Raw genomic sequence first — 21,975 nt, 5'->3', positions numbered from 1 at the left:
GCGAGGGCCGCCACACGGTGCTGATGCGACGCGTGACTGCCTTCTTTTTGACCATACGCGGAAGCCCCCGCGGCGGGTAGTGCTTGTCACCGCTTCGCATCCTGTGCTATCCGTGCGAGATCGGATCAGCTGCTCTTGCTACGGTGTGGGCATGTCTCACAACGCTGTGCCTTCCCACGACGGGGGAGACCTGACCGAGCTCGACCGACGCCACCTCGCCCGCTGCGTTGAGCTGGCGTGCGAGGCCCTCGACGCGGGCGATGAGCCGTTCGGGTCGGTGCTGGTGGACGCCGTCGGCAGCGTGCGCTTCGAAGACCGTAACCATGTTGTGGAGAGCGGCGACCGCACGCAGCATCCGGAATTCGCCATTGCGCGCTGGGCGGCTGAGCACATGACGCCAGACGAGAGGAGGGATGCTGTCGTCTACACGTCGGGCGAGCATTGCCCCATGTGCAGCGCGGCGCACGCCTGGGTGGGACTGGGGCGAATCGTCTTCGCATCGAGCACCGACCAGCTCGTCGGGTGGCTGGCGGATTGGGGCGTTCCGGGAGGTCCGGTGGCACCGTACCCGATCACCGAGATTGCGCCGTTCGTGCCCGTTACCGGCCCTGCGCCCGAGTTCGCCGACGAGATCAAGCAGCTGCATGCGCGCCTGCACGGCGTGAACGTCGATTGATCGCGCCATGCGTGGCCGGGCGTAATCTGGGCTTCAGCCCGAACCTCGCACGATGAAGAGAGAAGGAGTAGCCATGCGCGGAGTGATCATGCACGGTCCCGGCGACGTACGCGTCGAGGAGCGCGACAAGCCGACGATCGTTGAACCGACCGACGCCATCATCAAGGTTGCTGCGACGTGCGTGTGCGGCTCTGACCTGTGGCCGTACCGCGGCGCTGACGTGCTCGAGGAGCCAGCGCCAATGGGACATGAGTACGTCGGCGTCGTCGAGAGCATCGGCGATGACGTCTCGACGCTCAAGCCCGGCGACTTCGTGGTCGGATCGTTCATGGCGAGCGACAACACGTGCGAGATCTGCGCGGCCGGATACCAGAGCCGCTGCGTGCACGTTGTGCCGATGGGCGCGATCGGAACACAGGCCGAGTACGCGCGCATTCCGTTAGCTGACGGAACGCTCGTCGCCACGCCGCGACAGCCAACGCCCGCCGAGATTCCGGGGCTGCTCGCAGCATCCGATGTTCTCGGCACCGGCTGGTTCGCTGCCGTCGCCGCTGAAGTCGGGCCGGGCAAGACGGTGGCGGTCGTCGGTGACGGCGCGGTGGGGCTTCTGGGTGTGCTCGCCGCGCGTCAGCTCGGGGCCGAGCGAATCATCGCGATGAGCAGGCATGCTGACCGGCAGGAGCTTGCCCGCAGGTTCGGTGCGACGGACATCGTCGAAGAGCGCGGGGATGCTGGCGCTCGCCGCATCCGCGAGCTCACCGGTGGACTTGGGGCGCACTCGACGATCGAGGCCGTGGGCACGCAGGAGTCGATGATGCAGGCCATCCGATCGACGCGTGCCGGCGGACACATCGGCTTCGTCGGCGTGTCGCACGACGTCGAGCTTCCCGGCAACAAGCTCTTCTTCTCGGCGGTGCATCTGCATGGCGGCCCCGCTCCTGTGCGGCGGTTCTTGCCCGAGCTCATCGACCTGATCATGACGGGCACCATCACGCCGGGCGACGTCTTCGACATGACCATTCCGCTGGAGCGCGCCGCCGAGGGCTATGCCGCCATGGATGAGCGTCGTGCGACGAAGGTGCTGTTGACCGTCTGAGAACAGCGACGTCGTCAGGCGCTCGGGCCGCCGGGAACGATGCCGAGGTAGTGCGCCAGTGAGTTCTCTACCTCACCCATTTCGTCCCGGGTGAGGTAGTCGACAGGGTCGCCGAACACGTTGTCGACGTCGATGCTTCGAATTTGATCCACAAGGACAAGCGTTTCTCTGCCCGCGATCGTCGGGCGCGGGCGGTGTATCGCGGTGCCCGCTGACGTTGACGTGGGAATCACGGTGACGACAGATAAGAGCGAGTCTGTCGGTGACATAACAAGGCCCAAACGCCGGCCGCGCTGCTCATGACCTCGGGCCGCACCGAGGTCGATTCGGTAGATGCCTCCCCGAATCACCAGGCTTCGGGTTCCGTTGTGATGTCCTCGTCGGCGATTCGAGCCGTGTCGGCGTGGAACTGCTCGAGCCAGCGCTCGTGATCGAGCAGTCGCAGGGCGCGACGCAGGGTCTCTGATGTGCTCTCGCCGTCGCGGGCGGCCTCGCGCAGAATGCGAGCGTCGTCCGGCGTGGGGCGAAAGCTGAGAGTGCTGCTCATGCCCACATTCTAGCGCCTGTGTGACAAATGTAAACGGCGTGACACAGCCATCGTTATACGCTCGCCCGCCCATAGGCTGTATGCATGACCGTGACGACGCGCCGCATGCTGGATCTGACCGTTCACGAGCACACGCTCACCGTGCCGTTGGTGTGGGGCGACGACGCAGATGCACGCACCATTGATATCTTTGCGGCGGCCGTCGTGCGCGAGGGAGGCGAAGACCTTCCCTACCTCGTGTTTCTGCAGGGCGGCCCGGGCAGCGAGGCACCGCGTCCTTCCACGACCCCACCTCGCCCTCGTGGCTCGACGCGGCGCTCGAGCACTACCGCGTCGTCATGCTCGACCAGCGCGGAACGGGGCGTTCGACGCCCGTTGGCGATGACGATCTGCAGCGCCCGGCAGCATCCGTCGCCGAATACATCACGCATCTGCGCGCCGACTCGATCGTGCGCGACTGCGAGGCGGTGCGCGAAGAGCTCGGGGCCGAAACCTGGAGCGTGCTCGGCCAGTCGTTCGGCGGATTCACGACTCTCACGTACCTGTCGACCGCGCCCTCGTCGATCGAGCACGCGTACTTCACGGGCGGAGTAAGCGCCGTCGGACGGCATCCCGACGACGCGTACGCGCTCACGTACGACAAGGTGAAGGATGCCTCGCTGGCCTACTACCGTCGGTTCCCTGAGCACCGCGATGCGTTTCGTCGGCTTGCAGAGCGGGCGGATGCTGGCGCCATCACGTTGCCGAGCGGCGAAGTGGTCTCGGTGTCGAGGTTGCGCTCGCTCGGGATGTTGCTCGGTGCCAACGAGGGCTGGCAGACGCTGTGGAGCCTGCTGGAGCGCGACTCCGCGACCAACGCGTTCCGTTACGACCTTGAGGCGGCGCTGCCGTTCTCGGGGCGCAATCCGCTGTATTACGTCTTTCACGAGTCGTGCTACGCCGACGGTGTCGTGACGAACTGGTCGGCCGAGCGCACGCTGCCGCAGGAGTTCCGCGGCGATGTGACGCTGCTCACGGGTGAGCATGTGCGGCGTGAATGGGCCGACACGGTTCCGGCGTTGCAGCCGTGGCGCGAAGTTGTCGACATTCTCGCCGCGCACGAGTGGCCGAGGCTCTACGACGAGGCGACACTGCTTGAGTCGGAGGCTCGCGGCGCCGCGGCGGTGTACGCGAACGACATCTATGTTCCGATGGAGTACTCGCTGCAGACACTGACGCTGCTGCCGGGAGTGACACCGTTCATCTCGAGCGAGAACGAGCACAACGGCCTGCGTTCGGGCACCGTGCTGCCGCGCCTGATCGACCTCGCACACGGCCGCCGCGTGCGCTGACGCTGCAGCTCCTGCTCCTGCTCCTGCTTTCGCCGCGAAGGTGCGCTCGTAACCGCTCTACGCCGCGCTCCTCATTCGGAAATCTTGGCGACACGCCGTCAGAGAAAGCGCTTTTCTCGGCGTGTCGCAGCGAGATTTCCGATTATGTGAACGCTCAGCGTGGCGAAAACGGGACTGAACCGCAGCAGACTAACCGGCGGTGAGGCGGCGGGCGACCGCGACCATTCGCTCGGCGAACTCTGCCGTTGGACCGCGGTCGATGTCGGGGTACGCCTGCGGATTGGCGCTCGCGAGATAGAGTCCGTCGCTCATGAAGAGCAGCGCCCACGCGACGTCTGAATCTCGCGTCTCCGGGAGGAGTGCTTCGTGCCAGCGGGTGCGCGCGTGGGCAATCGCGGCGACCGCTGCGCTGCTTCCACCCTGCGCGAGAGCGATCGTCGCATTGATTGCGACATCGAAATCGGTGCCGACGTCTGTCGACGTGCGAATGAAGAACGCGACCGGACCCTCCGGAGCAGAGGTCATCGCTTCGATGTCGGCGTCGACAAACCGACCGAGGCGCTCGACAAGACCGTGAGCGAGAGCATCCTTTGACCCGTAGTGATAGAGCAGACCGCCCTTCGAGACACTCGCGCGGGCGGCGACGGCGTCAAGCGTGGCTGCCTTCTCGCCTCCCTCGATGAGCAGGGCGCTGAAGGCGTCGAGAAGGCGGTCTGCTGTTGAAGGGCTGGCTGTGGATGCGCTGTCAGGTGAGGCGGCCATGTTGTCACTGTACCGTCTGGACGGTACAGTTGTCGACCGGAGGGCATGATGACGACGGCTGAGATGCGACTGGAACCGCGCGCGGGCGCCCGTGAGTGGTGGGGCCTCGTTGTGCTCATGCTGCCGGTCGTGCTGATCTCGGCCGACAATACGATCCTCAACTTTGCGCTGCCCGAGATCTCGGAGGCGCTGCTGCCCACCGGAACTCAGCTGCTGTGGATTCTCGACGTCTACCCGCTCGTTCTCGCTGGACTCCTGGTGACGATGGGCAGCATCGGCGACCGTCTGGGGCGCCGCAAGCTGCTGCTCATCGGTGCCACGGGGTTTGGCGTCGTCTCGATCCTTGCCGCGTTCGCCCCCTCCGCTGAAGCGCTCATCGCCGCCCGCGCGGCCCTTGGTCTCTTCGGCGCCACGCTCATGCCGTCGACGTTGTCGCTGCTGCGCAATCTCTTTCTCAACCGTGAGCAGCGGCGACTCGCCATTGCGGTCTGGGGCACGGGTTTCGCCGGCGGTGGCGCACTCGGTCCGATCGCCGGCGGCTTCTTGCTCGAGCACTTCTGGTGGGGATCGATCTTTCTTCTCGCGGTGCCCGTGCTGCTGCCGCTGTTCATTCTGCTGCCGATCCTCGTGCGCGAGTCACGCGACCCCGTCGACGCTCCGATCGACCTGCTGAGCGCCGCACTTGTTCTGCTGACGATGGTGCCCTTCGTCTGGTCGATCAAGCACGCGGCAGAAGACGGCGTCGACCTCGCGGCCGGTGTCGCGTTCGTCGCGGCGGTGGCCTTTGGCATCCTGTTTGTCATGCGCCAGCTGAAGCTCGAGCACCCCATGCTCGATGTGTCGCTGTTCCGCAACGCGGCGTTCAGCGGTGCGATCGTCATCAACCTGTTCAGCATCATCGCGTTCGTCGGCGGCCTGTTCTTCATCACCCAGCATCTGCAGCTTGTGCTCGGCCTCAGTCCGATGATCGCGGGCCTCGTGCTGCTGCCCGGTCTCGCCGTGATGATCATCGCCGGCCTCGCCATCGTGCCCATCGCCCGGAATGTGCGACCGAGCCTGCTCGTCGCCGTTTCGCTCGTGTTCTCGGTGCTCTGCTACGGCAGCATTGCGGTGCAGGGCGGTGCCGTCGGCGTGCTGGGTGTTGCGCTGGCTGTCGTCTCCCTCGGCATTGGAGTGGGTGCGGCCGAAACCATCACCAACGACCTCATCCTCGCGAACGCTCCGGCGGCGAAGGCCGGTGCCGCCTCGGGCTTGTCTGAGACGGCGTATGAGCTGGGCTCTGTGCTCGGCGTCGCCACACTCGGCACGGTGCTGACCGCGTCATACCGCGGGCACATCGTAATTCCCGAAGGGGTAGGCGGAGCGGATGCTGCAGCCGCAGGCGAGACGCTCGGCGGAGCTGTGCAGGTCGCCAGCGAGTTGCCGAGCGCGCTCGGATCGGCGCTGTACGATGCCGCGGTTTCGGCGTTCGGCAGTGGCGTCTCGATCACGTCGTGGCTGGCGGCCGGGATCATCGTCGCCGCGATCGTGGTGTCGCTCACGACACTGCGTCACGCGCGTTAACCCAAGCGCTCCATCCCGCGCCAGTTCAGGTTTTGCGCTCAGAAAGTTCTGGTGCGAGCAACCGGAGGCGAGGCGGGATGCGTGGAGAGCAGGGTGGGCGCCGGATCAGAACACCGGCGCCCACCCCGACGACGCGGGTCAGTTTCCGTCACGCACACCCGCGACGAAGCGCGTGACGTTGTTGCGCATCGCGTCGATGCGCTGCTGCTTGGCAGCTTCGACGTCGAACCCGACATACGCGGTTCGGGGACGTTTGCGCGCATTCACGTTGCACTGAAACTCCGCGCAGGCGAGTGTTCCGACGGTGTCGCCCTTGCGACCAGCGTCTCCCGCGCGCTTCGCCACGAAGAACACGACGTCATTCGGCAGGTGCACGTCTTCACACCACGAGCACTGTGGTCGCGTGAGCGTGCGCCCTTCGGCGAGCTTGAGCAGAACGCCGACCGGTTCGTCGTCGATCACGATGACGACGTAGCCGAGCTTAGGAAACTTGGCGTCGCGCCAGCCGAGAAAGTCCCGGGCGTCCCAATCCAGCGCATCGAGGTCGGGCAGCGTCAGCTGGGTGCGTTCGCGCTTCGTCGCGTTGACGAAGCTGGAGCGGATCTGGTTTTCGGTCAGAGGAATCATGAGGTGGCCTTACGGTGTGGGGCGGTGCCCCTGGTGATCGTGGTCAGACAGGATGCCGCGCTCGACGCACGAGAGCCGGCGGCGTGCCCGTGCTCGCCGATCCGCGCCTTCGTCGGCTTCTCGCGCCAGAAGCTTCGGGAGCGAAGAGCAGAACGTAGCGCGAAAAAGCTACGAGGTGCGGAGGCTGCGGGGCGCCGAGGCTGCGGGGAGCAGTAGCCCGCGGTGCACGCCGAATGCCATGCCTGCAAGGTTCGGGCATACGGTGCGTGGACTCATGCACGGCATCGAAAGGGCACACTCGTACCCCGACGCGGCGGCAGCGCTATCTCGTACCGGCGCAGAGCGCGCCAGCATCCTCCAAACGCCCAGCGGGCGGAGTCGAGATCGTCGTTTTCACGCGCACCAGCATACGCGCATGATCCTGAATGTCGAGAGAAAGCGGAATCTCGGACACGGGGTGCCAACCGTGCGACGCAGAAATTTTCGCCGGACTCTCCCAATCGCGGTTTAGTTAGGTTAGGCTCGGCTAATGTGAATCGCACTGAGCTGACCGCCGAGAGGCTGACCCTCGCGTATGAGCGCGATACCGTCGTGCACGACGTCTCGTTGGACATCACGCCCGGCGCCGTCACCGCGCTCATCGGCCCGAACGGCAGCGGCAAGTCGACGGTGCTGCGATCCATGGCCCGACTGCATCCGATCCGCTCCGGCACCGTCCGCGTGCGCGAGGGTGATGATGACACCACGGATGCTGTCGCGCTCAGCTCTCGCGACTTTGCCCGCCGCGTGACGCTGTTGTCGCAGTCGCGACCGCACCCGTCGGGACTGAGTGTGCGCGACGTTGTCGCCTACGGCCGCCATCCGCACCGCCGCCGGTTCGCAGCTCTCAGCGACGGCGACCTCGCCGCGATCGACAAGGCTCTGAGCCTCACGGGAACCGACCGCATGGCCGACCGCCCCGTCGACCAGCTCTCGGGCGGCGAGCTGCAGCGCGTGTGGCTCGCGACCTGCCTCGCGCAAGACACCGGCGTGCTGCTGCTCGATGAGCCAACCAACCACCTCGATCTGCGATATCAGATCGAGATCCTCGACCTCATGCGCGAGCTGGCCGACGACCACGGCACCGCAGTGGGCGTCGTGCTGCACGACCTCAACCACGCCGCCGCGGTCGCCGACAACGTCGTACTGCTCAGCGCGGGCCGTGTGCGCATCACCGGCACACCCGCTGAGGTGTTCGGCGCTGGCGTGCTCTCTGAGGTGTACGGCATTCCGATCGTCTCGCGCGTCGACGACGCTTCAGGGCTCGTCCGTGTCGAGTCGTTGCCGCGCCGCTGTCTGGCGCGCGCCGTCTGACGCGCCGCTGCTGCGGCAGCATCCGTCCCCTCCCCCTCTCACGAAAGTAGATCTATGTCACGACGCACTGCCACAGCATCCGCCGTCGCCTTCGCGGCCCTCACCGCCCTTGTGCTGACGGGGTGCGGAACCACCTCGGTCGAAGCCTCGGGCGACGACACGTCGAGCGAACCGGTGTCGCAGTCGTGCGAGAACGACTCGACAACAACCTCGACCGACCCCGTGACACTTACCGATGACCTCGGCCGCACCGTCGAGCTCGACAAGCCGGCCGAGCGCGTCGCCGTTCTCGAGTGGCAGCAGACCGAAGACCTGCTCTCGCTGTGCGTGACCCCCGTGGCCGTCGCGGATGCCGAGGGCTACTCGACGTGGGACACCGCAGAGAAGCTGCCCGAGGGCGTCGCCGACGTCGGCACCCGTCAGGAGCCCAGCCTCGACGCGATCTTCGGTGAAGACCCGGATCTCGTGATCGTGGAGGTGTCATCGCCCGACGACGAGATCGTCTCGCAGCTCGAGGCGTACGACGTTCCCGTGCTCGCGACGGTGGGGGCGGATGCTGCTGAGCCCATCCAGCACATGAAAGACACGTTCTCGCTCATCGCCGAGGCGACGGGACGCAGCGAGCGTGCGGGGGTCGTTCTCGACGAGTTCGACACGGCGCTTGCCGAGGCGAAGGATGCTGTCGCCGACGCCGATCTCGAGACGATGGACTTCGTGTACTTCGACGGCTGGGCGCAGGGCGGCAACGTCGCGATCAGGCCGTTCGGCCAGGGCTCGCTGTTCGGCGAGCTGGGCGAAGAGCTCGGGCTGACGAACGTCTGGTCCGGTGAGGTCGACCCGGTGTATGGCCTCGGGCAGACCGACGTCGAGGGGCTCGTCGAGGTGGGCGACGCCATGCTCATCTACACGGGCACCGACGATCCCGAGTCCGACAGCGTCGTCGACCTGCTGGCCGACAACGACATCTGGGCGTCGCTGCCCGCGGTTGAGCGTGGCGACGTGTACGCGTTCCCCTCGGGAATCTGGACGTTCGGCGGGCCCCGCTCGGCGGAGCAGGCGATCGACGCCTACGTCGACCTTCTCACCGCGTAATCCTCGGCCACATGGCACGCACCGAGACGGCGCCGCCGTCCGCTCCGGCGGGCGGCGGCTCGCGCGCGCTCAGGCTGGGGCGCGGGCTGGGCGCGGCAGGAGCGCTCACCGTGCTCGCCGTGCTCGTCGCCCTCGCCGTCGCGTGGCACATGACGCAGGGCACGTCGAACACGGGCTTTACCGACCTGATCAGGATGCTGTCCGGCGCCACCAACAGTGACGGCGTCACGACCCGCGACGTGCTGCTCGGATCGCGGCTGCCGCGCGTCGCCGCTGGTGTTCTGGTCGGCATCGCGCTCGGCGTCGCCGGGGCGCTCTTCCAGTCGCTTGCGCGCAATGCGCTGGCCTCTCCCGACACGCTCGCCGTCACGGCAGGGTCGTACTTCGCGGTCACGGCGGTCGCCGCGTTCGGCATCGCGATTCCGCTGTGGGCGTCGGGCGGCGTCGCGTTCGCCGGCGGCTTGCTCGCGGCGGGCCTCGTGCTCGGCATCGCCGGGGGAGCCGGAGCGTCGACCACGCGCCTCATCCTCGCGGGCACGGCGGCGGCCCTTGCCCTTCAAGCAGGCACGTCGACTCTGCTCATCCTCTTCGACGAAGAGACGACGAGCCTCTTCGCGTGGGGCAGTGGCTCGCTCAGTCAGCTCGGCCTCGACAACGCGCGACGCTGCGCGCCGGTCATTCTCGTGGCAACGGTGCTCGCGATGCTGTTGTCGCGCCGCCTGGACCTGCTGGGGCTCGGTGACGACGCGGCATCCGTTCTCGGTGTTCCGATTCGAGCGACGCGAGCAAGCGGCATCCTTCTTGCCGTCGTTCTCACGGCCACCGCTGTCGCGCTTGCCGGGCCCATCGGCTTCGTCGGACTGTGTGCGCCCGTCATCACTCGGCTCATCGCCCGCGCGGTTCCCGTGCTGCACCGCCATGTCGTGATGATTCCGGCCGCGGGACTTGTCGGTGCCCTCATCGTGGTCGTCTCCGATGCCGTGCTGCGTGCGATTATCGGGGCGGATGCTGCCATCGCAGTGCCGACAGGCGTGACGACGACGCTTCTCGGCGCTCTTGTGCTCGTGCTGCTTGCCCGTCGTGCCCGCGACTCGGGGCCGACGCGGCAGCCGCGTGCCGCGCGCACGACAACGCATAGCGGACTGCGCACCGCGGTTGTCGCCACAGTTCTCGCCATTCTGGTTGTCGCGACGGCTGTCGTTGCACTTCTGGCCGGTGAACGCTGGTTGCTCACCGGCGACATCGCGCTGTGGCTGCAGAACAATGCGGCCCCCGTCATCGCGCACGCGCTCGACGGCCGTGCTCCGCGTGTGGCGGCCGCGCTTCTCGCGGGCGCAGCGCTCGCTCTCGCGGGAACGTTCGTGCAGGCAAGCGCCCGCAACCCGCTCGCCGAGCCGGGCATCCTCGGCATTACCGGAGGTGCGGGGCTCGGCGCCGTGATTATTGTCACGCTCGTCTCGGGAGGAGGCGTTGTCACGATGACGGCGGCGGCGATCGGTGGAGCACTGCTGGCGTTCGCTGTCGTCTACACACTGTCGTGGCGTGGCGGCATGAACACCGATCGGCTCGTGCTCATTGGCATCGGGCTCTGGTATGGATTCACGGCGCTGACAACGTTCATTCTCGTGCGCGCCAATCCCTGGAACACGCCAGCGATCTTCACGTGGCTGTCGGGGTCGACGTACGGGCGCGGCTGGGCCGACGTTGTTCCGGTTGGCGTCGCACTGCTCGCCGCGGTGCCGCTCGCTGTCGTGTGGCGGCGTGAGCTCGATCTGCTGTCGCTCGACGACGATACTCCGCGTCTGGTCGGCGTGGCGCGTGAGCGCGTGCGCTTCGGGCTGCTGCTCACTGCCGCTGTGCTTGCGGCGCTGAGTGTCTCGGCCGTTGGCGTCGTGGGGTTCGTGGGGCTCGTCGCTCCGCACGCGGCGCGGGCGCTGGTGGGAAGCCGTCACTCGAGGGTCGCTCCCGTTGCGATGATGCTCGGTGCGGTGCTGCTCGTCGTCGCCGATGCACTTGGGCGCACGGTCATCGCGCCGGCGCAGATCCCCGCGGGACTCGTGGTGGCGCTCATCGGGGCACCGTACTTCGTGTATCTCCTCGCGCGCTCCCGTGCGTAAGCGCGCCGCCGCGACGCGCCCTGATACGGTGTGCGAACTATGACTCGCACACGGACGCGGCGATACACGCTCGTCGTTGTCTCGTGCCTCGTCGGGGTCCTTATGCTCGGCTATGCTGCGCGCGTTGCCTGGCTATTCGCAGGGGCGACGGAGGGCGATGTTCCTTCGGCGTCGTCAATTCCGCTTCCCGCCGGGAGTCAGATCGTCGACGTGAGCACCGACTGTGCTTCCGGCGGATGCTGGTCACTGATCGATGTGCGCCCACCAGAAGGAATGACGCCGGCGGATCTCGCTCGGGAGCTGGGCATTGATCCTCAAGGGAAGATCAGCGGGAACCTACTCGATCCACGAACCATTTGGCTTCGAGGGGAGCAGAAGGGCGGCATTCTCAGCATCAAGGCCGATTACTGGTCCTCTGAGTGGACGCCATGAGGCTCTGAACGAGCTTCACTGGAATGTTGCGTTCAACGAGGCGAGAAGATGCCGGTTTCGCCCCCGGATCAGTCGACGCAAGTACGGAACAAGAATGAGGCGTTCAGCGAGCATCCCGAATATGGGCGACCTGATCGTGAGTGTGTCCGTCATCACCGTCATTCCCGAATCGGTTCCGAATGTGTGCTCATGCCGGAACGATCGAAAGGGGCCACGCACCTGCTCATCAACGAAACGCTGAGGTCTTTCGAGGCTTGTGAGTCGCGACGTCATAGTGAACCAGATTCCAAAGTGCCGCGCTCGCCATGTCACGGTTTCCCCAAGTCCGATGGCGCCGTTCGTCACGCCTTCAATGGCGCGTTCGCCCGAAGCAGCCATTGACGCCTCATGGGCGTCGATGTTGAGCGACACGTCGAACAACTGCTCGACAGGTGCGCCTGTTCGAGTTACGAGGGTGAAAGTCGAGGTCACGGGTTGATTATCTCGCATAGCGCCGCGCGTCGTCGTGTTCATTCGTGACGGCTGAGTCAATCGGGTTGGGCCGGTCGAGCCTGCGTCCGGTACGGCGTGATCTGCGCCCAACGATGCCGCAATTCTGCTTCACGATATCCGTCACAAATCGTCGCTTTACTTCATGCTTCCGCGGGCTGAAACTGGCACTCTGACGTTCATATCCCTATGGAGCATCGCTGCTCTCGCACTCGTGAAAGGCGCATCGTGAGTTCCGCCAAGACTTCCTCACCGAATGCCACGCAATCCATGGCCCGTCCCCAGGACCTCGCCGACGAGGCCGTGGCCCTCGTCAAGCGTTGGCTTGCTGAATCCGCTGACATTCCCGCCGACGCGTCGGCCGAGCGTCTCGCTGGAGTTCTGCGCGACCCGAACGGCCTCGACTTCACCGTCGGGTTCGTCGACGGAGTCGTGCGCCCCGAAGACCTGCGCGCTGCCGCGAAGAAGCTCACCGAACTGACGCCGCTTACTCCGCAGTTCCTCCCCGCCGTGCTGCGCGGAGCCATCGGCCTTGGCGGCGCCTTCGCGAAACCCCTGCCTGGCGTTGTCGTTCCGATCGCCCGCAAGGTGCTGCGCGAGATGGTCAGCCACCTCATCATCGACGCGACCGACTCCAAGCTCGGCCCCGCGATCGCCAAGATCAAGAAAGACGACGTCAAACTCAACATCAACCTGCTTGGCGAGGCGATTCTCGGCGAGCATGAGGCCGAGCGTCGCATCGCCGGCACGAAGGCTCTGCTCGCGCGCTCCGACGTCGACTACGTGTCGATCAAGGTGTCGTCGACCGTCGCGCCCCACAACCACTGGGCGTTCGACGAAGCCGTTGAGCGCATTCAGAACCATCTCGCGCCGCTGCTCGAGCAGGCGAAGAACGCCAGCCCGCAGAAGTTCATCAACCTCGACATGGAGGAGTACAAAGACCTCGACCTGACACTCGCGGTCTTCACCGGCATCCTGAACCGACCTGAGTTCAAGCACCTCGAGGCGGGAATCGTACTGCAGGCATACCTTCCGGATGCGCTCGGGGCCATGATGCACCTGCAGGAGTGGGCAGCCCAGCGCGTGGCGGACGGCGGTGCGCCCATCAAGGTGCGCGTCGTGAAGGGCGCCAACCTGCCGATGGAGCACGTCGACGCCGCGATTCACGGCTGGCCCGCGGCCACGTGGGACACCAAGCAGGGCTCCGACACCAGCTACAAGGCGGTGCTCGACTACGCCCTGCACCCGGAGCGCGTGAAGAACGTGCGTATCGGCGTCGCCGGCCACAACCTCTTCGATGTCGCGCTCGCGTGGCTGCTCGCGAAGGACCGAGGCGCGCAAGATGGCGTCGAGTTCGAGATGCTCCTCGGCATGGCGACCGGTCAGGCGGAGGTCGTGAAGCGCGACGTCGGATCGCTGCTGCTCTACACGCCCGTCGTGCACCCGCAGGAGTTCGATGTGGCGATCGCCTACCTGATCCGCCGCCTCGAAGAGGGCGCGAGCCACGAGAACTTCATGTCTGCCGTCTTCGAGCTCAACGACAGCGAGACGTTGTTCGAGCGCGAGAAGCAGCGCTTCCTTGCCTCGCTCGACGACCTCGAGGCGATCACGGGTGACGGCGACGTCGACTCGTTCGACGTGCCGAAGCCCAATCGCCAGCAAGACCGCCGCTACTACGACGCCGACGGGGCGGAAGCCCGTATCGAGGCGCGCATCGCCGCCGGTCGCACCGGCGAGTTCGACAACACGCCCGACACCGACCCCGACCTCGACGGCAACCGCGAGTGGGGGCGCGCCATCGCAGAGCGCATGGCGGGGTCGACATTGGGAACGGATGCTGTTGAAGCGGCGCGCATCAACGACGAAGCCGCGCTCAACGACGCGATCGAGCGCGGTGTCGCGGCGGCCGACGCCTGGCAGGCGCTGGGCGCCGACGAGCGTGCCCGCATTCTGTACCGTGCGGGTGAGAAGCTCGAAGAGCACCGGGCCGACCTGCTCGAGGTCGCGGGCTCTGAGGCGGGGAAGACCCTCGATCAGGGTGACCCCGAGGTCTCAGAGGCGATCGACTTCGCCAACTACTACGCGATGCTCGGCCAGCAGCTCGAGCAGGTCGACGGCGCAACGCACACGTCGAAGAAGCTCGTCGCCGTGATCCCGCCGTGGAACTTCCCCATCGCCATTCCCGCGGGCGGCACGCTCGCCGCCCTTGCGTCCGGCTCGTCGGTGATTATCAAGCCGGCATCCAACTCCGCGCGCACCGGCGCCGTCATGGTGGAGGCGCTGTGGGAGGCCGGCGTTCCGCGCGACGTGCTGCAACTCGTGCAGTTCGGCGACCGTTCTCTCGGCTCGAAGCTTGTCGCCGACGAGCGTGTCGACCGGCTCATCCTCACGGGCTCCTACGAGACAGCATCCACGTTCCGCGGGCTTCGGCAAGACCTGCCAATCCTCGCGGAGACGAGCGGCAAGAACGCCATCATCGTCACGCCGAACGCCGACCTCGACCTCGCGGCGAAAGACGTTGCGCAGTCAGCGTTCGGGCATGCGGGGCAGAAGTGCTCGGCAGCATCCCTCGTCATTCTCGTGGGCTCTGTCGCGACATCCAAGCGATTCCGCAGCCAGCTTCTCGACGCGGTGCAGTCGCTCAAGGTCGGCACGCCCGAGCACCTCGACACGCAAATGGGCCCCGTGATCGCGGCTCCCGAGGGCAAGCTGCTGCGCGGTCTCACCACACTCGGCCCCGGCGAGAGCTGGGCGATCAAGCCCGAGCCGCTCGACAGCGACAGTCCGCTCGCGCTCGACAAGAACGGCGAGAACAAGCTGTGGAGCCCGGGTGTGCGCGACGGCGTGAAGCGTGGCTCCGAGTACCACCTCACCGAGTACTTCGGGCCGATTCTCGGCATCATGACCGCCGACACGCTCGACGAGGCCATCGACATCGTCAACGACATCGAGTACGGCCTCACGACGGGCCTGCACTCGCTCGACAGCGACGAACTGGCGCGTTGGCTCGACCGCGTTCAGGCCGGAAACCTCTACGCGAACCGCGGCATCACGGGAGCGATCGTGCGCCGCCAGTCGTTCGGAGGCTGGAAGAAGTCGGCGATCGGCGCCGGCACCAAGGCGGGTGGCCCGAACTACCTGCACGGGCTCGTTGACTGGGCGGATGCTGCTCCCGCAGCGCCCTCGCGGTCGCCACGTGCTGCAGCTGCAGCGCTGCTGAACGCCGCGGAACGCGCCGGTGTCGCGGGCGACGAGCTTGCCTGGCTGTCGGCGGCGCTCGGCAGCGACGCTCAGGCGTGGGACGACGAGTTCGGCATCGCGCGTGACGCGTCGCAGCTCGGCGTGGAGCGCAACATGCTGCGCTACCTGCCCGTTCCCGTGACGATTCGCGTCGTGGCAGACGCCCCGCTGCACCACGTGGTGCGCGCGGTCGCGGCGGGACTTGCGGCAGAGTCGACGCCGACCGTCAGCACACCGATCGCTCTGCCGGAGCCGATCATGAACGCCATGCGCGCCGCCGGAGTGACGATCCACTTCGAAGACGACGCTGCCTGGCGTTCGCGGGTTGCCGGTCTCGCGGCGCAGGAGGGCCCGTCGGCCAGTGCGCGCATTCGCGTTGTCGCTGGCGCGTCTCGGGATGCTGACGCCGCAGCGGTCTTCGCGGCGGCGAACGGTAAGCCTGACATCGCCGTGTACGCGGGCGAGGTGGTCTCGGCGGGACGTGTCGAGATGCTTCCGCACTTGCACGAGCAGGCTGTGTCGATCACGGCGCACCGCTTCGGAACGCCGAGTACCCTCTCGGACGGCGTGATCTAGCCCCGCCCGGAGCTATGCTCGCCTGCGCAGCGCTGCGATCTGCGTGGCGCGTCAGGCAGAGCTCTTTGCAGTTCGTTTGACGAAGTTTGCTCTATGAGAGCGGTTGTAGAGCAAACTTCGTCAAACGAACGCTCGGCGCTCGCGTTCCGGCCGATGAGTGCCGCCTCACGAGTGCGCCGGGCCGAGACGCTGCGCCTTGCCGCGCAGCACCTCGGCCTCGCGCTCGTTGCCCGTGAGTGACGCCGCGCGCTCAAGCTCTGCCCGCGCCTCGTCGTGTCGGCCCAACTGCAGCAGCAACTCGCCGCGCACGCTCGGCAGCAGATGCGAGCCCTTCAGCGCGCCGGCCGCCACGAGTTCGTCGACAATGCGCAGCGCCGACGCCGGGCCCGTCGCCTTCGACACGGCGACGGCGCGGTTGAGGTCGACGATCGGATTCGGAGCAAGGCGGCCGAGCGCTTCGTACAGCACCACGATGCGCTCCCAGTCGGTCGCCTCGACGCTCGGCGCCACGGCGTGACACTCGGCGATCGCCGCCTGCAGGGCATACGCACCGCGCCCGTGCCCCAGAGCATCGGCCCGCGCGAGCGCGGCGCTTCCGCGGCGGATCTGCGCGTGATCCCACCGCGCCCGATTCTGGTCTGCGAGCAGGATCGGCTGCCCGGCAGCATCCGTTCTCGCCGCGAATCGCGACGCCTGAAATTCCATGAGCGCGACAAGAGCGAAAACTTCGGGCTCGCGCGGCATGAGGCCAGACAGGATGCGGCCGAGCCGCAGCGCCTCCCGCGCGAGATCGGTGCGCATCCACGTGTCTCCCGAGGTCGCGGCATACCCCTCGGTGAAGATCAGGTATACGACGCTCAGCACTCCGCCGAGTCGTGCCCGCAGCTCACCCGGATCCGGTGACTCGAACGGAACGCGCGCTTCGCTGAGCGTGCGCTTCGCCCGAGTAATGCGAGCCTGCACCGTCGCGACGGGGGCGAGCAGCATCCGCCCGATCTCTGTGGTCGTGAGACCGCCCACGACGCGCAGCGTGAGCGCCACCTGCGATTCACGCGACAGCACCGGGTGGCACGCGATGAACACGAGCCGCAGCACGTCGTCGTCGACAGGTTCCCACTCGGCCGTTGGATCACGACGTTCGGCCTCGTCAAGGTCGTGTGCCATTGCGGCGTACCGCTCCGCGAGCCGCGCATCGCGTCGCCACGCGTCGATCGCACGACGCTTCGCGACGGCGGTTAGCCACGCCGCCGCGTTACGTGGCACACCGGCATCCGGCCATGTCGAGAGCGCCTCGACGCTCGCGTCACTTGCGAGGTCTTCGGCGCGCCCGATGTCACCGGTGAACCGAGCGAGCGCGGCGATGATGTGAGCTCCCTCGATTCGCCAGGTGACATCGAGTGTGCTCTGAACTGTCGTCATGATGGTCACAGGATGCTGTCGCGCGACGCCGCGAACCGCCGCCGTGAAGTGCAGCCGCGACGATCCGGTATGGCTCGGCCGCGACGGGGCCGCTAGGACTGCGCCGCGCGCTTCTGCTGCTCTTCGCGCCAGCCCTTCTCTTTCTGCACGAACTCGTTGTCTTCGTAGTCGGCGAAGTCGCTCTCGTCGGTGACGCGACGCACCTCGAGCTTGCTTCCGCGGCCAAGCGGAGCGCGGCGTGCCCACTCCGCCGCTTCTTCTTTGCTCGCGACCTCGATAATCCAGAACCCGTTGAAGAGCTCGTGCGTCTCGCCGTAAGGTCCGTCGGTGACGATCGGCGTCTCGCTGCCGAAGTCGACGACGAAGCCCTCGGAGGCATCGCTGAGCCCTTCGCCGGCGAGCAGCACGCCGGCCTTCATCATCGACTCGTTGTACCGACCCATCGCATTGATGATCTCTTCGAAGTTCGTCTGCTCGTACTCGTGGATCGCCGCATCGTCAGTGTTGCGCATGATCAGCATGTATTTCACGGTTCTCTCCTTATGTTGTGAGGACGCCGCGTGGCCCCTCTTACTATGTCGTCGAACGGCAACCGTGTAAATCGACATCGCGCAGAAAAGTTTTTGAAGCTGTGCTGATTGCTGAACTCTGCGGTCGTTCTGTAACGCCGCGGCGTTACAGAACGACCGCGCAGTTCAGACGGCGGCAGGCGGTGACGAACGTCGTAGCGCTTGGCGGTACAGCTCGTGAACCTCGGCCGTGCAGCTACTCGCCGGTCTCGCCGTCGATCGCCTCGCGCAGCAGGTCGGCGTGCCCGTTGTGGCGCGCGTACTCCTCGATCATGTGCACCAGCATCCACCGCAGCGAGACATGGGTGCCGTCAGCGAGCGCTGTGACAGCGAGCGTGTCGAGGCCATCGCGCTCCAGCGCCGCCGCGACGCAGGCGCGCGAGTGCGTGACAGCATCCGCCCACACCTGCCGCAGCCGCTCAGGGCTGTCGTCGGCGGCCGAGTGCCAGTCCCAGTCGTAATCGGCGTTCCAGTCGACGTCGATCCACTCGGCGCCCGGCTCGTTGCCGAGCAGGCGCTCCGAGAACCACGAGTCCTCGACGAGCGCGAGGTGCTTCATCATGCCGCCGAGAGTCATCGACGAGGATGCTGTCGTGGCGCTCAGCCCCGCGGCGTCGAGCCCCGCGCACTTCCACTCGAACGTGGCTCTGTGAAACTCGAGAAACCCTACGAGAGTCTCGATTTCGTTCGCGGCGATCGGAGGTTCGGGGCGGCCCTGGTCATCGATGACGGTCATGCTTCAGAGTGTACGGGCCGGGAGCATGTCCCAGATCGGGGGACCAACTTTGATGTCTGCACGATGCGGACTGATGATCAAACGTGGCTCCCAATCAAGAGACAGGGTGCGTGCGTGGCCACGCTGCGGCTCAGCGCACGCCACGGATGCGGTACACCACGATGCCGCCCGTGACGATGATCGCCGCCGTGACCGCGTAGAGCTCGCTGTACCCCGCAACACCGAGAACGAGCCAGCCGACGACCGGCGCTACGGGTAAGTACTGCGCCGAGTTGATGATGCCGAGGTCACGTGCACGGCTGGCAGGATTCGGCAGCACGTCAGTAATGAGCGCCTGGTCGACGGCGAGGAACGTGCCGAAGCCGAAGCCCAGCAGCACGGCGGCGATCATCGCGCTCTCCCACGTGGGCACGAACGCGAGGCACAGCGCTGCGGCCGCCTGCAGCGCCGCCGAGGCCGCGACGAAGTGCCGCCGCATGCGCCATCGATCAGACAGAATGCCGCTCAGCCACGATGCCGCGGCGCACGCTCCGAGGTATACGAAGATCAGCGTCGTGAGCGCTTCGTCAGGGTTCGGCACCTTCAGCACGTCGGCGAGGAAGTACAGCAGGTACGTCGTGCCGGTGAGGTTGCCCGCGTTGATGAGCACGCGCGACAGCATCGCCCACGAGAAGTCGTGGTAGCCGCGCAGGTCGCTGCGCCGCAGCATCCGGAATCGTGCCCGCGGCAGGAGCGGGCCGGGCTCAGTGTCGCGCAGGATCACGAGGAACGGCACACTCGACGCGAGGGCGAGAATGGCGATCACGAACCAGCTCTGCGCCACGTCGGTGACGAGCATCGTGACAACGACCATGCCGCCCGCGAGCGCGATCACCTGCGGAACGCCCATGGCTGCAGAAGCGCGCCCCCGCTGCTCGCGCGGCACCTGGTCGGCGATCACGGCAGAGAGCGCGACGAGCACCGCGGCCTGCCCGAGCGAGACGACGCCGAGCAGCAAAGCGGCAAGGGGCCAGGATGCTTGCGCGCCCACGAACGCGAAGGGCGCGGTCGCCGTGACGAAGCCGCCGAGAATCCATGCGCGGCGACGCCCGAAGCGCGTGCGGGTGCGGTCGCACGCGACGCCGATGAACGGAACCGACACCACGATGACGAGCGACATCTCGGCGATCATGAACGAGCTCGACGCGACTTTGCCGACCGGGTCGAGAACGCTTGCGAGCTTGAGCACCATGAACTGCCCCGGCAGCACGATGAGCAGCCAGAATCCGAACCAGGCGAGGGCGAACGCGAGAAGCCACGCCATGCCGACGCGCTTTGTCGGTTCGGCGAGCGGTGTGCTCGCGGCATCCGGCATCATGGTCTACGCCTTGCGCGCCGCGAGCACCTCGCGCAGCCATCGGAACGACGACTTCGGGGTGCGCTCGAGTGTGTCGAAGTCGACGTGAACGAGGCCGAAGCGCTGCGTGAAGCCGGCCGCCCACTCCCAGTTGTCGAGCAGCGACCAGACGAAGTAGCCGCGCAGGTCGACGCCCTCGGCCACACCGCCGGGCGAGACCGCGTCGAGCGCCGCGTTGAGGTGCTGCGCGATGAAGGCGACGCGCTCCGGGTCGTGCACGGTGCCGTCTGCCGCGACGTCATCGGCGAAGCTCGCGCCGTTCTCGGTGATGTACACCGGCGGGAGCGCCGTGCCGTATCGGTCGCGCAGCTCGCCCAGCGCGGTGCCAAGGTGCTCCGGCGCAATGGGCCAGCCGAAGCCCGTGCGCGGGTATTCGTCGATGTCTACGAGGTGAAACGGGAGGTCGCTCATCGCCTCGGCGCTGCCGTCGGGGCTGTCGCCGCTACCGGGGCCAGCGGCGATGCGCGACGGCATGTAGTAGTTGAGGCCGTAGAAGTCGAGCGGCTGGTGAATCGTCGCAAGGTCCGCCGCGTCTGTGTTGCCGAGTGCGCCGAACATCGCCTCGAGCTCGGCCGGCGCGTCGGGGTAGCGGCCGAGCAGCACGGGCTCGGCGAAGACGCGGTTGTGCACCATGTCGAACAGCTGCGCCATGACAGCATCCTCGGCCGATTCGGTCGCCGGCTGCACGGGCGTGTGCGAGTTGGTGATGCCGATGCGGCCGGGAACGGATGCTGCTCGCAGCGCTTGCACGGCCAGGCCATGCCCGAGCAGCTGATGATGCACGGTGGGCAGCGCATCGAAGAGCAGTGCCTCGCCCGGTGCATGGATGCCGAGAGCGTAGCCGTTGAGAGTCACCGTCGCTGGTTCGTTGAGCGTGATCCAGTGGCTCACGCGGTCGGCGAAGCGCTCGCCGACGAGACTCGCGAAGTCGCCGAACCGCAGTGCCGTATCGCGGTCGAGCCAGCCGCCGAGCTCTGACGGCGTATCCCAGTGGTAGAGCGTGGCGAACGCTGCGATGCCGTGCGCGGCGAGCTCATCCAGCATCCGGTCGTAGAAGTCGACGCCGCTCGGATCGAGCGCTCCCGTGCCACCGGGCTGCAGTCGCGGCCACGCGAATGAGAAGCGGTACGCGTCAATGCCGAGCTCGCTCATGAGCGCGACGTCGTCGGCATAGCGGTGCACGTGATCGCACGTCACCGACGTATCGCTACCGTCGAGAACGTGACCGGGTTGCGCGGCGAAGTCATCCCAGACGCTGCGGCCGGCTGACGTGCGCATGCCTTCGATCTGTGCGGCCGCTGTTGCCGTGCCCATCACGAAGCCGGGCGGAATGCGGTGTGCGAGGGTGAGGGCATCGGCGGTGACTGGGGGAGTGAGGGCTGGCATAGGACTCCTGTGCTGACGGCGTTGTCTGCTGCCTCAAGTATGCCCCGGTGTTGTGGGGCCGGTCACGTGGCACGCGCATCTGTCATCTGCGGTCGTGCTGTCACGCCGCGGCGATGCAGAACGACCGCAGAGTTCAGTGCGGCTGTAGGGTCGGCGCGGTCTCGCGCGTGCTTCGCGCAAAGAGCCACATCATCAAGCGGTGCTTCTTCGTGTTCTGAAATGCTTCGCAGAGCCAGCCCCCGTCGGACTGGCGACGGAACACGAACGACTGCACCTTGTCGAGCGGTACGCGCCTGCCGGTTCCGACGCCGCCCTCCGTGAGTACGAGCGCGACGTCGTCACCGATGTATCGCACGTTCGTCACAGAGACGCGCATGCGGCTCCCTTTCTGAAAGCGCGAGAGCACCGGCTCATGATCACGCCGAATCGCCTCTCGGCCGATGCTGGTCGACCCGGCGAAGATCACGTACGTCGCGTGCTCGGTGAACTGGTCTGCGTAAGCGCGAGCGTCTCCCGCGTTCCACGCGGCGACCATCCGGTCAAGAGCATGTTCTATACTTGCTTGCAT

The 21,975-nt window shown here is 66.7% G+C and carries 19 protein-coding genes and 1 pseudogene; 9 read left to right on the top strand and 11 right to left on the bottom strand.

The features are described from left to right. Nucleotides 1–151: 151 nt before the first annotated feature. Nucleotides 152–676 carry a nucleoside deaminase gene (locus tag ATJ78_RS02600; RefSeq protein ID WP_098406175.1) on the top strand — a complete coding sequence of 175 codons (525 nt, stop codon included), beginning with the start codon at nt 152–154 and terminating at the stop codon, nt 674–676. Nucleotides 677–749: 73 nt separating this feature from the next. Then, nucleotides 750–1,772 carry a zinc-dependent alcohol dehydrogenase family protein gene (locus tag ATJ78_RS02595; RefSeq protein ID WP_098406174.1) on the top strand — a complete coding sequence of 341 codons (1,023 nt, stop codon included), beginning with the start codon at nt 750–752 and terminating at the stop codon, nt 1,770–1,772. 14 nt (nt 1,773–1,786) lie between these two features. Here ATJ78_RS02595 and ATJ78_RS02590 read toward each other — a convergent pair whose 3' ends face one another. Together ATJ78_RS02590 and ATJ78_RS02585 are read right to left on the bottom strand one after the other, a co-directional pair. Further along, the gene (locus tag ATJ78_RS02590; protein WP_098406173.1) at nt 1,787–2,122 is read right to left on the bottom strand and encodes a type II toxin-antitoxin system PemK/MazF family toxin; all 336 of its coding nucleotides are present in this window, start codon (nt 2,120–2,122) and stop codon (nt 1,787–1,789) included. Further along, nucleotides 2,119–2,319, bottom strand: coding sequence for a hypothetical protein (locus ATJ78_RS02585; RefSeq protein WP_098406172.1), 201 nt, complete (start codon nt 2,317–2,319; stop codon nt 2,119–2,121). The genes ATJ78_RS02590 and ATJ78_RS02585 overlap by 4 nt, the downstream gene beginning before the upstream one ends. 335 nt (nt 2,320–2,654) lie before the next feature. On the opposite strand from ATJ78_RS02585, the pseudogene ATJ78_RS02580 reads away from it, so the two are divergent. Further along, nucleotides 2,655–3,650, top strand: a pseudogene (locus ATJ78_RS02580) (alpha/beta fold hydrolase); the annotation flags it as partial. A 189-nt stretch (nt 3,651–3,839) separates the two neighbouring features. Here the strand turns inward: ATJ78_RS02580 and ATJ78_RS16180 are convergent. Further along, nucleotides 3,840–4,412, bottom strand: coding sequence for a TetR/AcrR family transcriptional regulator (locus ATJ78_RS16180; protein ID WP_098406171.1), 573 nt, complete (start codon nt 4,410–4,412; stop codon nt 3,840–3,842). Between the two features lie 45 nt (nt 4,413–4,457). Between ATJ78_RS16180 and ATJ78_RS02570 the strand changes: the two genes are divergently transcribed. After that, nucleotides 4,458–5,975, top strand: coding sequence for an MFS transporter (locus ATJ78_RS02570; protein ID WP_098406170.1), 1,518 nt, complete (start codon nt 4,458–4,460; stop codon nt 5,973–5,975). Between the two features lie 138 nt (nt 5,976–6,113). Here the strand turns inward: ATJ78_RS02570 and ATJ78_RS02565 are convergent, their stop codons facing one another. Then, complete coding sequence (locus ATJ78_RS02565; RefSeq protein WP_098406169.1) at nt 6,114–6,602, bottom strand: FBP domain-containing protein; 489 nt, start codon at nt 6,600–6,602, stop codon at nt 6,114–6,116. Between the two features lie 531 nt (nt 6,603–7,133). Here ATJ78_RS02565 and ATJ78_RS02560 point away from each other — a divergent pair. The 4 genes from ATJ78_RS02560 to ATJ78_RS02545 are packed head-to-tail and all read left to right on the top strand — an operon-like array spanning nt 7,134 to nt 11,596. Beyond that, the gene (locus ATJ78_RS02560; protein WP_098406168.1) at nt 7,134–7,955 is read left to right on the top strand and encodes an ABC transporter ATP-binding protein; all 822 of its coding nucleotides are present in this window, start codon (nt 7,134–7,136) and stop codon (nt 7,953–7,955) included. Nucleotides 7,956–8,009: 54 nt separating this feature from the next. Further along, on the top strand, nt 8,010–9,047 hold the full coding sequence (locus tag ATJ78_RS02555) for an ABC transporter substrate-binding protein (RefSeq protein WP_098406167.1): 1,038 nt from the start codon (nt 8,010–8,012) through the stop codon (nt 9,045–9,047). Nucleotides 9,048–9,058: 11 nt separating this feature from the next. Further along, on the top strand, nt 9,059–11,164 hold the full coding sequence (locus ATJ78_RS02550; RefSeq protein WP_098406166.1) for an iron ABC transporter permease: 2,106 nt from the start codon (nt 9,059–9,061) through the stop codon (nt 11,162–11,164). A gap of 39 nt (nt 11,165–11,203) precedes the next feature. Beyond that, the gene (locus ATJ78_RS02545; protein WP_098406165.1) at nt 11,204–11,596 is read left to right on the top strand and encodes a hypothetical protein; all 393 of its coding nucleotides are present in this window, start codon (nt 11,204–11,206) and stop codon (nt 11,594–11,596) included. A 15-nt stretch (nt 11,597–11,611) separates the two neighbouring features. On the opposite strand, the gene ATJ78_RS02540 is transcribed toward ATJ78_RS02545, so the two are convergent. After that, a complete protein-coding gene (locus ATJ78_RS02540; RefSeq protein WP_098409165.1) occupies nt 11,612–12,067 on the bottom strand; it encodes an SRPBCC family protein in 456 nt (151 codons plus the stop codon). Nucleotides 12,068–12,355: 288 nt separating this feature from the next. Here ATJ78_RS02540 and ATJ78_RS02535 point away from each other — a divergent pair, with 288 nt between their 5' ends. After that, entirely contained in the window at nt 12,356–15,901 is a 3,546-nt protein-coding gene (locus ATJ78_RS02535; protein WP_098406164.1) for a proline dehydrogenase family protein, read from the top strand. Nucleotides 15,902–16,066: 165 nt separating this feature from the next. Here the strand turns inward: ATJ78_RS02535 and ATJ78_RS02530 are convergent, their stop codons facing one another. From ATJ78_RS02530 to ATJ78_RS02505, 6 genes are all read right to left on the bottom strand, one after another. Further along, complete coding sequence (locus ATJ78_RS02530; RefSeq protein WP_098409164.1) at nt 16,067–17,320, bottom strand: RNA polymerase sigma factor; 1,254 nt, start codon at nt 17,318–17,320, stop codon at nt 16,067–16,069. 92 nt (nt 17,321–17,412) lie between these two features. Further along, nucleotides 17,413–17,850, bottom strand: a complete 438-nt coding sequence (locus ATJ78_RS02525; RefSeq protein WP_098406163.1) for a YciI family protein — start codon at nt 17,848–17,850, stop codon at nt 17,413–17,415. A gap of 235 nt (nt 17,851–18,085) precedes the next feature. Further along, nucleotides 18,086–18,625 (bottom strand): DinB family protein, encoded by a 540-nt coding sequence (locus tag ATJ78_RS02520; protein WP_098406162.1) that lies wholly within the window; start codon nt 18,623–18,625, stop codon nt 18,086–18,088. A 130-nt stretch (nt 18,626–18,755) separates the two neighbouring features. After that, entirely contained in the window at nt 18,756–19,982 is a 1,227-nt protein-coding gene (locus ATJ78_RS02515) for an MFS transporter (RefSeq protein WP_098406161.1), read from the bottom strand. 3 nt (nt 19,983–19,985) lie between these two features. Continuing rightward, nucleotides 19,986–21,407: a GH1 family beta-glucosidase gene (locus tag ATJ78_RS02510; RefSeq protein ID WP_098406160.1), complete on the bottom strand. Its 1,422-nt coding sequence runs from the start codon at nt 21,405–21,407 to the stop codon at nt 19,986–19,988. 133 nt (nt 21,408–21,540) lie between these two features. Next, nucleotides 21,541–21,975: an SgcJ/EcaC family oxidoreductase gene (locus tag ATJ78_RS02505; RefSeq protein WP_098409163.1), complete on the bottom strand. Its 435-nt coding sequence runs from the start codon at nt 21,973–21,975 to the stop codon at nt 21,541–21,543.

Origin of the sequence: Paramicrobacterium agarici (genome assembly GCF_002563955.1) — a bacterium.
In the GTDB taxonomy this organism is placed as follows: Bacteria; Actinomycetota; Actinomycetes; order Actinomycetales; family Microbacteriaceae; genus Paramicrobacterium; species Paramicrobacterium agarici.
The sequence above is the reverse complement of the archived record's forward strand: the minus strand, read 5'-3'. Positions and strand labels throughout refer to the sequence as shown.